This window comes from Aliivibrio sp. A6 (assembly GCF_028765505.1).
In the GTDB taxonomy this organism is placed as follows: Bacteria; Pseudomonadota; Gammaproteobacteria; order Enterobacterales; family Vibrionaceae; genus Aliivibrio; species Aliivibrio finisterrensis_A.
Map to the genome: position 1 here is coordinate 1 of NZ_JARACR010000054.1, position 11,871 is coordinate 11,871.

Here is an 11,871-nt window from a genome sequence, read left to right on the forward strand (position 1 = left end):
TATGCAAACCAAGCTGAATTTTACTACCTTAATCACTGAAATTAAAGGCAAACTGACAACGCCGAGTGTAGCAAATCGTGTTGATGCATTTGTTATATTTATAGTGCGTATCGATCTGAAACAATTTCCAAATCATATTTATCAGCTAATTCAACTGGAGTTTCAAGTTCAACAATCTTAATTGCTCGATCTAACTCAGGATAAAGGCCTTCTAAATTATTTATATATTTTGTAAATTCATCACTAAGTATTAATATCGCATTTTCATAAATGAATAGCTCGAAAATATAAACCTCATACATAAAAAACATATCATAGATTGCACTTGATAAAGATACGTTAGTTTTTTCATTATTAATGACGAAATCATGTCTAAACTTATCAATTTTATCGTTATATGATTCAAGAGACCAATAACTATCAGAACCGGTAGAGGCAATTTCACTTGCTAAATGAATTATCGACTTAGCTCTACCATTCACAATCACATCTGAAGCAAAATTAGTCATGAAAATCTCTTTATTTTCATCAAGTAATTTAATTTTGACATTTTTCAACTTTGAACTTGATATATACTCAAATATATTATCACAAACTCCATTGCTTTTATGAAATCTAAACATTTCGTCAGATATCTCTCTTACTTTTTCTCTAAAAGCAGGGTCATTACTTACATCACCTTTAGACTTAGCAATTTCATTCCAACCTGAAGGTAGTTGATCAAGTAATGCCACATTCTTAAAATGTTCGAATATGTAATGAAAATGCATAAATCCAACAAGTGTTAAGTGATAGTTCTTTTTTAAACTCAATATTGCAGAATTATAATTGCTAATTTCTTTATTATACTTAACAACCATCCCATTTCTAATCTCAATTTTATCCTTGTGGTCAGAAATAATGGTATTAATAATTAATATTACAATTGAAAAGTTCAAAGGAATAATAAGTTTAAACAATTCAAGAAATTGTTTTTCATCGACATCCAAAAAAGTAATAATTGCATTTAATTTCAAAAAACCAATTATTGGTACTATTAACAGCGCCAATATTAGCGTTACTTTACCTTTTTCATTAATCACCTCAAAAATATAACGCCGCAATAACACGTGCGAACGACCTACTTTCCAAACCAATTATACTCCAAACCGCGAATGCCGAATGTAAATAGCATCGTGTTGATTGCTTTGTTATACGAGCCTTGCTTTCGCTCCAATTAACTTGGTAAAGAACTGATTTACCAAGATTTGCTGTAAAACGATTCTAATTAGACAGGCTCAATTAAACGAGCAAAGTATCCAATCACCGCCAATAACTGTGAAACGAAACAATCCCTTTTTCTTACACCATTTGCACGATTTGGTTTCAGCCAGTTTGGAACTGATAAACCAAATATCCAAACCACAATTGGGATTGAAAATGCTGAGAGAAAAACACTGATACAGGCTAAAATGAGGCATAACCAAAGAACAATTGAAGCGTAAATTAGTTTCTGAAACGCCTGAATTTGGGGCAATATTAGTTCAATGCCGAACCTGATGAAACGAACACCAAAAGGCAACAAAGAAAAAGATAACCACCCTACTTTCACACCTAAAAAACTAATGGTTCAATCGCTGAACTGAACCAAAAAACTGTATTCTCAGAGTTCGTATAACGCCTGCATAACACGTTTGCTACGATACAGACTTAGCTGAATTTTACTGCCTTAATCACTAAAACCAAAGGCAAACTGACAACGCCGAGTGTAGCAAATCGTGTTGATGCATTTGTTACACGATCTTTGTCAACGCTTCTATTAACTTGGTAAAGAATTGATTTACCAAGATTTACTGTAAACTGAGTTTAATTAGACTGGCTCAATTAAGCGAGCAAAATATCATTTCAACGGCAATAACTGTGAAACGAAACAATCCCTTTTTCTTACACCATTTGTACGATTTTATTTCAGCAAGTTTGGAGCTGATAAACCAAATATCCCAACAACAATTGGGATTGAAAATGCTGCGAGCAAAACACTGATGCAGATTAAAATGAGGCAACATCAAAGAACCATTGAAGCGTGAATTGGTTTCTGAAATCCATGAACTTTTGGCAATAATGGTCAATTGCCGAACCTGATAATACGAATATTAAAAAACAACAAAGAAAAAGGAAATCCACCCTACTTTCACGCCTAAAAAACTAACTGCTCAATCGCTGAACTGAGCCAAAAAACTGCGTTCTTAGAGTTCGTGTAACGCCGCAATAACACGTTTATTACTACGACGACTTAGCTGAATTTTACTGCCTTAAACACCGAAACCAAAGACAAACCTACAACGCCGAATGTAATAAATCGTGTTGATTGCTTTGTTATGTGCTTAGTGTATAGAGGTTTTTTAGCTTAAGAGAAAAGAAAGAGGTGGCACGCCAGCCGAGCTGAATACGTACCGAAACTCTACACTTTTGCTAGAATTAACGAAGCCACCAAAGCCAGCATAAACGCATGGATTGGTGGAAAACTTAAGACTAAAAGTCCAAATAAGCCTCCGAAAGAACCAATTCGCAAATGTAAAGTTGCTGAACTTGTTAAATTAGAACTAAACATTATTTAGTCTCCCTTAACATGGATTTGGGTCTCTTAGAGAGTCGGGCCAAAACCGTTCAGACTTTGCTACTTATTTAGGTTTAAAACCAGTCCGCTTTGGTAGTAGCAACCCGACTGGAAGGTTGTTGAAGAATGATTACTCACCCTTCAAGCGTTCGGTTTATCATAGTTAAACAATGATAATGCCCTGATTATACAAATAAATAATCAGAATGCAACTTAAAGGTACTTCATATGTTATATAACCTAAATATTTGCACATAACGCTGGCATAACACGTTTATTACCATACAAACCAACCTGAATTTAACCGCCTTAATCACAAAACCCAAGGCAAACCCAGAACGCCGAATGTAATAAATCGTGTTGATGCGATTGTTGTGCGTGCTTACTTTCGGCTTGGCTAGCTTGGTAAAGAACTGCCCTGCCAAGATTTTCTAAGCCCTAATTCTAATTTACCGATAGCAATTAAGCGAACAAAATGTTCTTAAATTGCGAGATAAAGTAAATGGAAAACAGATACATTTTTTACACAATTTGAACGACTTTGTTTCAGCAGATTTGGAACTGATAAACCAAATATCCTTGCCACAACTGGGATTGAAAATGCTGCGAATAAAACACTGATGCAGAGTAAAATGAGGCATAACCAGGGGACAGTTGAAGCGTAAAATAGTTTCTGAAACGCCTGAACTTAGGAACATAAGGGCTAATTTGCCGAACCTGATGATACGAAAACCAAAAGGCAACAAAGAAGAAAGGAACGCTTACTAAGCCGAAACTACGAAAGCCGCGATTCTATTGATGAACCGTGCAAAAAATTTCGGACTCAGTACGCACAACGCCGCAATAACACGTGCGAAAGACCGACTTACAAAACCAATTATACTCTAAACCGCGAATGCCGAATGTAAATAGCATCGTGTTGATTGCTTTGTTATGCGATCTTTATCAACGCTTCTATTAACTTGGTAAAGAACTGATTTACCAAGATTTACTGTAAACTGAGTTTAATTAGACTGGCTCAATTAAGCGAGCAAAATATCATTTCAACAGCAATAACTGTGAAACGAAACAATCCTTTTTTCTTACGCCATTTGTACGATTTGGTTTCAGCCAGTTTGGAATAGATAAACCAAATATCCTAACCACAATTGGGATTGAAAATGCTGAGAGAAAAACACTGATACAGGCTAAAATGAGGCATAACCAAAGAAAAATTGAAGCGTAAATGAGCCGCTGAAACGCCTGAATTTAGAGCAATAATAGTTCAATGCCGAACCTGATGAAATGAACACCAAAAGGCAACAAAGAAAAAGGAAAACCACCCTACTTTCACGCCTAAAAAACTAATGGTTCAATCGCTGAACTGAACCAAAAAACTGCATTCTCAGAGTTCGTATAACGCCGCAATAACACGTGCGAAAGACCGACTTACAAAATCAATTACACTTCAAACCGCGAATGCCGAATGTAAATAGCATCGTGTTGATTGCTTTGTTATACGAGCCTTGCTTTCGCTCCAATTAACTTGATAAAGAACTGATTTACCAAGATTTTCTGTAAAACGATTTTAATTAGACTGGCTCAATTAAGCGAGCAAAATATCCAATCAACGACAATAACTGTGAAACGAAACAATCCCTTTTTCTTACACCATTTGTACGACTTGGTTTCAGCAGGTTTTGAGCTAATAAACCAAATATCCTAACCACAATTGGGATTGAAAATGCTGAGAGGAAAACACTGATACAAGCTAAAATGAGGCATAACCAAAGAACAATTGAAGCGTGAATTAGCCGCTGAAACGCCTGAATTTGTGGCAATAATAGTTCAATGCCGAACCTGATGAAACGAACACCAAAAGGCAACAAAGAAAAAGGGAAACCACCCTACTTTCACATCTAAAAATCTAATGGTTCAATCGATGAACTGAACCAAAAAACTGCATTCTCAGAGTTCGTATAACGCCGCAATAACACGTGCTAAAGACCGACTTACAAACCCAATTATACTTTAAACCGCGAATGCCGAATGTAAATAGCATCGTGTTGATTGCTTTGTTATACGAGCCTTGCTTTCGCTCCGATAAACTTGGTAAAGAACTGATTTACCGAGATTTGCTGTAAATTGAGTTTAATTAGACTAGCTCAATTAAGCGAGCAAAATGTCCAATCAACAGCAATAATTGTGAAATGAAACAATCCCTTTTTCTTACACCATTTGTACGATTTGGTTTCAGCCAGTTTTGAGCTGATAAACCAAATATCCTAACCACAATTGGGACTGAACATGCTGAAAAACACTGATGCAGACCAAAATGAGGCATAACCAAAGAACAATTGAAGCGTAAATTAGTCGCTGAAACGCCTGAATTTAGGGCCATAATAGTCCAATGCCGAACCAGATGAAACGAACACCAAAAGGCTACAAAGAAAAAGGAAATCCACCCTACTTTCACACCTAAAAAGCTAATGGTTCAATCGCTGAACTGAACCAAAAAACTGCATTCTCAGAGTTCGTATAACGCCTGCATAACACGTTTGCTACGATACAGACTTAACTGAATTTTAACGCCTTAATCACTGAAACTAAAGGTAAACTGACAACGCCGAGTGTAGCAAATCGTGTTGATGCATTTGTTACACGATCTTTGTCAACGCTTCGCTTTAATTGGTAAAGAATTGATTTACCAAGATTTACTGTAAACTGAGTTTAATTAGACTGGCTCAATTAAGCGAGCAAAATATCACTTCAACAGCAATAACTGTGAAACGAAACAATCCCTTTTTCTTACACCATTTGTACGATTTGGTTTCAGCCAGTTTTGAGCTGATAAACCAAATATCCCAACAACAATTGGGATTGAAAATGCTGCGAGCAAAACACTAATGCAAACTGAAATGAGGCAAAACCATGAACAATTGAAGCGTGAATTAGCCGCTGAAATCCATGAACTTTTGGCAATAATGTTCAATTGCCGAACCTGATGAAATGAAAACTCAAAGACAACAAAGAAACAGGAAATTCACCCTACTTTCACGCCTAAAAAACTAACGGCTCAATCGCTGAACTGAGCCAGAAAACTGCGATCTTAGAGTTCGTGTAACGCCTGCATAACACGTTTGCTACCATGCAGATTAAGTCTAAATTTACCACTTAATACGGTAAACTCAAAGAAACCTAGAATGCCGAATGTAGCAAATCGTGTTGATGCATTTGTTATGAGTCTGTTTTATGGTTTAAATTATTCGCATCTTCAAATACTTTCGTATTTTCAATAAATACATCTTCTATATAACGTGAAAAATCAGTAGTGGATACTTGAGGTTCTTTGATTACAATAGCCTTAAGTTCTACATCCGTTTTCTCTGGAGTAATAATAACTTTAAAAATAAGATCATAATATGACACCTGAAATTTAGAGTTACCTTTTATGTAACCACTAATGGAAAATAGTGCTGGAATACTAAAATTATTAAGTGTTTTAATCACACCATTTTCAGATAAGTTAAATGTTGATATGTGTTCAGTAACAAACGCTGAAAAAACGTCATCATCAAGAGTAAAGTTAGGAGATCCCAATGAAATTGACTTCATATCAAAATCATTTGGCAACTTAATAATTACACTATGAAGTAATGAATCTTTAGATACTGGAATTAAAGAGATCTTCGACTTTACTTTTTCCATTTTCAAAACGATAACACGCTCAGAGTTATACGAATTTAAAGAAAGCTGATAAGCCTTTTCACTAATATTGTTAGCATATAAAGATATAAAAACCGCAAAAACTGACAACGCAACAGAAATAACTGTTACAACTTTATTAAAACTCAAATGCATTTCCTTTTAATTTAGACTCATAACGCCTGCATAACACGTTTGCTACCATGCAGATTAAGCTCAAATTTACCACTTAACACGGTAAATTCAAAGAAATCTAGAATGCCGAATGTAGCAAATCGTGTTGATGCATTTGTTATAAGCACATTCTCACACGGTTCATATGAACAAATTGAGCATCTTCTGATGTTACTTGGAAACCAAATTTACGATATAAACCGCCTACTCGATTGCCTTGCAAATAACACAATTTCACTGGTTTATTCTCGCTATCAGCAAACTCTAAACATTGGCTTAAAACCTGACTTCCTATTCCTTTCCCGTGAAAGCTTGGTAATAAAAAGAAACGGCAAAAATAGAAATGGTCGCCTTTGTTTTGAAGTAAATAGCTACCTACGGCTTCACCTGACATTTCAATGATGGTTGGTTTTTCCTCATCCCATTCATCTTGATGCATTTCACGTTGGATTTTATCGTCCCAACCAAACACAGCCTTAATTGGCTCAAATTCAGCCGCCTTTTTAAGTTCAAATAAGAACTCAAAATCACTATCTTTCGCTAAACGCGTAGAAAATTTCAAACCTTTACCTCTGGCTCAAATAACCTTAATAAATCGGTGCTTATAACGCCGCAATAACACGTTTACTACTATACAGATCAAGCTGAATTTTACCGCCATAAACACCGAAACTAAAGACAAACCTACAATGCCGAATGTAGTAAATCGTGTTGATGCGATTGTTATGGCGCAACTTGCGACAACCGTAGCAATATACTACAATAATGAAAATTAACTTTAAATAGGATACTTACAATGGCTACAGCAAGCATCAGATTAGACCAAGACCTTGTGCAAAAAGCTACTATTATGGCGAAAGCATTCAGTCGCACCGCACCAAAACAAATTGAACACTGGGCTAAAATTGGTGAAATGATGGAAGATAACCCAGAACTATCATATGAGTTTGTAAAACAAGCAATTATTGCCAAAGCGGAAAAAGAAGCAGGAAAATTGGAGAGCTATAGTTTTGGCTAATATAACTCAAATTTTACAGACACCTACATTTAAGAAAGCAGTAAAAAAGTTACATAAAAATCAAAAGACGGATCTTGATAATGCAATTAAAGAACTAATGAAAGAGCCATTATTAGGAGAGCAAAAGAAAGGTGACTTGTCATTTTTACGTGTCCATAAATTCAAAATGGTTAAGCAATTAACACTGCTTGGTTACAGTTACGAAGATGGCACGGTCACCCTTGAGCTAATGGCATTAGGATCTCATGAAAATTTTTACCGTGATGTTAAAAATATCTTCTGAGCCATAACGCCTGCATAACACGTTTACTACTATGCAATTATACTTAATATTGACGCCTTAAAACGAGAAACACTCAGCAAACTGAGATTGCCGAGTGTAGTAAATCGTGTTGATGCATTTGTTAGGCGGTTTCTTTGAAGTCTCGCGATAACATTTGTGAAGCAGCGGATGCAGTGTATCGACCAACCCCCTTTATATGTTTAGCAACTTCATATCCTTCATCTCTGAATCTAGCAAGCATTGTACTCAATTCAGTTAATTTACTCGTATTTAATACCAACCTTACAACTGTGCCAGAGCATGCATGCTTTAAGTCAATATGTTCTTTACCTGATTCATCTAATTTAATACCATGATTACCACTACAAACCAAAAAACTACCGCCTAAGCGACATATACGACTGCTCATATAAAGACCAAATCCTGAATTATGCCATGGATTGCTGGTATCGATCCTTGCCCCTTTATAATTTTTACTAGAAATTGCTGGCATTAAAGCTTGCTGAATTGCATCTGAATCATTTTCAACTTCAACAAATGGATTTAATTTTAAGGATTCCCTAAGTCCAATACCACTATCCGAAATAGCAATTTCAACTTTGTGGTAAGTTGGCCAATACTGAGCACAATATTCAATACTTTTAGATTCGCTGTGCTCATAGACATTTCTCATTATTTCTCGAATAGAAAATGTTAAAGCATCAACCAAACTTGTACCTTCTTGTTGTGACAATATTTGAGCTAATTGCTCTGAACGTTCTTCAATTATATCTTGTTCTGCTTTCCAGTTTTGTTCAGCTTCATCTGTAATTGTTTGAATACGCAGAATTGTAAAAGGTACAAAGCGTGTATTTCCAGGTGTACAGCTTGGTTCCCTCCCATGCTTCAAGCCGAACGCTCGGAAAAAAGCCATATTTGCGGCATATTCTTTTTCTTTATGCCCACAACAACTAATTGTTATTTGTTTATTACGGCGATTGAAATCTCTAATAAACTTTGCGACATAGATCATTGTGAATGGTTCGACTCTTCCCATTTTAGAAAAGTCGATAACCAGCTGCTCTTGATCAGCATATTCCTCAATTTCATTGCAGAAATCAAAAATTGCATTATAAACACACGTATTTGGAAAATATATTTTTGTCATTTAAATCCCTAGCCAAAATTAACTAATTATCAAGAACTAGCTTTCTATTTTCACTAACAACATGCTAATCATCAGAAAAGCGATGAAGCCTATTGCTATGAAAACTAAAGGATTATATCAGTAATAAAAAACCAATCGATTAAAATATCTCAAAAACAAGATCGAAAATTCTCAAATCTGCACCGCGATTGATATAAGTCAAAAGTATAATACTAAACCGCCTAACGCCTGCATAACACGTTTGCTACCATGCAAATTAAACTGAATTTTACTGCTTTAATCACTGAAACTAAAGGCAAACTGACAACACCGAGTGTAGCAAATCGTGTTGATGCATTTGTTATACATATTAATCTATATACGAGCTTGACGAAATAGAAAAAATACTTCACTGTACGGGATTCTGGATTTAAATATAAATGATAAAATGGAAAATACAACTAAGGTTAGTGATACGAAATCAACAAAACTTGATAAATTTAAGTATATTATTTTCATACTTTCATTTTACGTTTACCTTTCTGGTGCCCTGTATTTTTATAGTTATATGAACTCAATGGGATTTAAAGGTGCCTCTCTTGAGAGTATTTTTTTACCTCTAACTTTTTCACAAGAATTCTTCTCTCACTTATCACTTAAATTGCTCATTGAAGATGCTTTCAATTTAATGTTACTTCCACTTACAAACTCTCTTATCGCAACATTATTAATGTTACTTCTTGCTTGCATAATTAAACTTAACCATTTAAATAAAATAGATTTTAACTTAAGTTTCATTGAAAATAACAAACTAGATAAGTCAACAATTAAAAAGAAACCTTTTAAATTCGCATTCATAACATTTCCTGTTTTTTACTTTGGGCAGGGATTGAGCTATATTATGTTTATATTTCTTACTGTCTTCATTGTAGTTCCATTATACATACCTCATGTATATGGGAAAATTGCTGCACAAGAATTTATAACAAAAGATAATGGCATTATATGTAAAAAATTGATATTAATGATAATAATAACTATAAAATTGGTGATATTATATTAAGTTGTGACAGAGTTATCATTGATGATTTAAAAAAACCATTACTAGGAAAAATAATCCATTCTGATTCAAATTTTTTATATATGGTTACCAATAATTTATTATTACGAATAAAAGACAAGCAAATTGTTAGTTGTATAAAAAAACAAAGATATGATGAAAAATCAACGCTACCTGAAGATGAAGAATATAAAACATGTGATTTTTCTGAAAAGGAATAATATGTATAACGCCGCAATAACACGTGCGAACGACTGACTTACAAAACCAATTATACTCTAAACCGCGAATGCCGAATGTAAATAGCATCGTGTTGATTGCTTTGTTATACGAGCCTTGCTTTCGCTCCAACTAAATTGGTAAAGAACTGATTTACCAAGATTTACTGTAAACTGAGTTTAATTAGACTGGCTCAATTAAGCGAGCAAAATATCATTTCAACGGCAATTACTGTGAAACGAAACAATCCCTTTTTCTTACACCATTTGTACGAATTGGTTTCAGCCAGTTTGGAGCTGATAAACCAAATATCCTAACCACAATTGGGATTGGAAATGCTGAGAGAGAAACACTGATGCAGGCTAAAATGAGGCATAACCAAAGAACAATTGAAGCGTAAATTAGCCGCCGAAACGCCTGAATTTTGGGCAATAATAGTTCAATGCCGAACCTGGTGAAACGAATACCAAAAGGCAACAAAGAAAAAGGAAACCACCCTACTTTCGCGCCTAAAAAACTAATGGTTCAATCGCTAAACTGAACCAAAAAACTACATTCTCAGAGTTCGTATAACGCCTGCATAACACGTTTGCTACGATGCAGACCTAGCTGAATTTTACTGCCTTAATCACTGAAACTAAAGGCAAACTGACAATGCCGAGTGTAGCAAATCGTGTTGATGCATTTGTTATGTGCGTAGCAAACTTTAAATACCATATTTATTTACTTAGGATTTGATGATTTTGACAACCCTCTTTTCTTATATTCTTTTTCGTAAATCACTTCATTTATTATCCACCCAAAGTAATTCAGGATTAGTCCAAAAACGAACAAAAAAGGAATTTGAACATATAAGTCTAATCGGTATTCTTCCCATGAACGCACTTTGTCGAAAACAATAAACCCAACCAAATACCCAAAAAAAACTGCGCCACCAATGAGCAAAGTTTGCTTGAACACATAATTTAGCTGCCCTTTTTTACGTGTAAGAGCCCATCGTTCAAAGCGTTTATTTTTCCATTGTTTGATCATAACTCACACTCTTTGCTTGATTAATACAAAGACTAAGGTATACCTTTCACGATAAATAAAATGTGCACTAGTTCAATAGAAAAGAAAGACCGCCTATAAGCAACAAAAAAGCACATAACGCCGCAATAACACGTGCGAAAGACCGACTTGCAAAACCAATTATACTCTAAACCGCGAATGCCGAATGTAAATAGCATCGTGTTGATTGCTTTGTTACACGATCTTTGTCAACGCTTCGCTTTAATTGGTAAAGAACTGATTTACCAAGATTTACTGTAAACTGAGTTTAATTAGACTGGCTCAATTAAGCGAGCAAAATATCATTTCAACGGCAATAATTGTGAAACGAAACAATCCCTTTTTCTTACGCCATTTGTACGACTTGGTTTCAGCCAGTTTGGAATAGATAAACCAAATATCCTAACCACAACTGGGATTGAAAATGCTGCGAGTAAAACACTGATGCAAACTAAAATGAGGCATAACCAAAGAACCATTGAAGCGTAAAATAGCCGCTGAAACGCCTGAATTTTGGGCAATAATAATTCAATGCCGAACCTGATTAAACGAACACCAAAAGGCAACAAAGAAAAAGGAAAACCACCCTACTTTCACACCTAAAAAGCTAATGGTTCAATCGCTGGACTGAACCAAAAAACTGCATTCTCAGAGTTCGTAT

General features: G+C 35.0%; 9 protein-coding genes. 3 read left to right on the forward strand and 6 right to left on the reverse strand.

Annotated features, from left to right (window positions below; all coding sequences use genetic code 11):
- Nucleotides 1-98 precede the first annotated feature (98 nt).
- From PVK70_RS18035 to PVK70_RS18050, 4 genes are all read right to left on the reverse strand, one after another.
- Nucleotides 99-1,136, reverse strand: coding sequence for a hypothetical protein (locus tag PVK70_RS18035; protein ID WP_130049406.1), 1,038 nt, complete (start codon nt 1,134-1,136; stop codon nt 99-101).
- 131 nt (nt 1,137-1,267) lie between these two features.
- Nucleotides 1,268-1,591 (reverse strand): hypothetical protein, encoded by a 324-nt coding sequence (locus tag PVK70_RS18040; RefSeq protein WP_165367248.1) that lies wholly within the window; start codon nt 1,589-1,591, stop codon nt 1,268-1,270.
- Nucleotides 1,592-5,812: 4,221 nt separating this feature from the next.
- On the reverse strand, nt 5,813-6,430 hold the full coding sequence (locus PVK70_RS18045) for a hypothetical protein (protein WP_130049407.1): 618 nt from the start codon (nt 6,428-6,430) through the stop codon (nt 5,813-5,815).
- A gap of 142 nt (nt 6,431-6,572) precedes the next feature.
- A complete protein-coding gene (locus PVK70_RS18050; RefSeq protein ID WP_065598008.1) occupies nt 6,573-7,016 on the reverse strand; it encodes a GNAT family N-acetyltransferase in 444 nt (147 codons plus the stop codon).
- A gap of 234 nt (nt 7,017-7,250) precedes the next feature.
- Between PVK70_RS18050 and PVK70_RS18055 the strand changes: the two genes are divergently transcribed.
- Together PVK70_RS18055 and PVK70_RS18060 are read left to right on the forward strand one after the other, a co-directional pair.
- Nucleotides 7,251-7,472, forward strand: coding sequence for a TA system antitoxin ParD family protein (locus PVK70_RS18055; protein WP_045103941.1), 222 nt, complete (start codon nt 7,251-7,253; stop codon nt 7,470-7,472).
- Nucleotides 7,465-7,755: a type II toxin-antitoxin system RelE/ParE family toxin gene (locus PVK70_RS18060; protein WP_045103942.1), complete on the forward strand. Its 291-nt coding sequence runs from the start codon at nt 7,465-7,467 to the stop codon at nt 7,753-7,755. Before PVK70_RS18055 ends, PVK70_RS18060 begins: the two co-directional genes overlap by 8 nt.
- A gap of 121 nt (nt 7,756-7,876) precedes the next feature.
- On the opposite strand, the gene PVK70_RS18065 is transcribed toward PVK70_RS18060, so the two are convergent.
- Nucleotides 7,877-8,902 carry a hypothetical protein gene (locus tag PVK70_RS18065; protein WP_130049433.1) on the reverse strand — a complete coding sequence of 342 codons (1,026 nt, stop codon included), beginning with the start codon at nt 8,900-8,902 and terminating at the stop codon, nt 7,877-7,879.
- A 427-nt stretch (nt 8,903-9,329) separates the two neighbouring features.
- Between PVK70_RS18065 and PVK70_RS18070 the strand changes: the two genes are divergently transcribed.
- Entirely contained in the window at nt 9,330-9,944 is a 615-nt protein-coding gene (locus PVK70_RS18070; RefSeq protein ID WP_274441697.1) for a hypothetical protein, read from the forward strand.
- A 939-nt stretch (nt 9,945-10,883) separates the two neighbouring features.
- Here PVK70_RS18070 and PVK70_RS18075 read toward each other — a convergent pair.
- Nucleotides 10,884-11,192 (reverse strand): hypothetical protein, encoded by a 309-nt coding sequence (locus PVK70_RS18075; protein WP_130049435.1) that lies wholly within the window; start codon nt 11,190-11,192, stop codon nt 10,884-10,886.
- Nucleotides 11,193-11,871 lie beyond the last annotated feature (679 nt).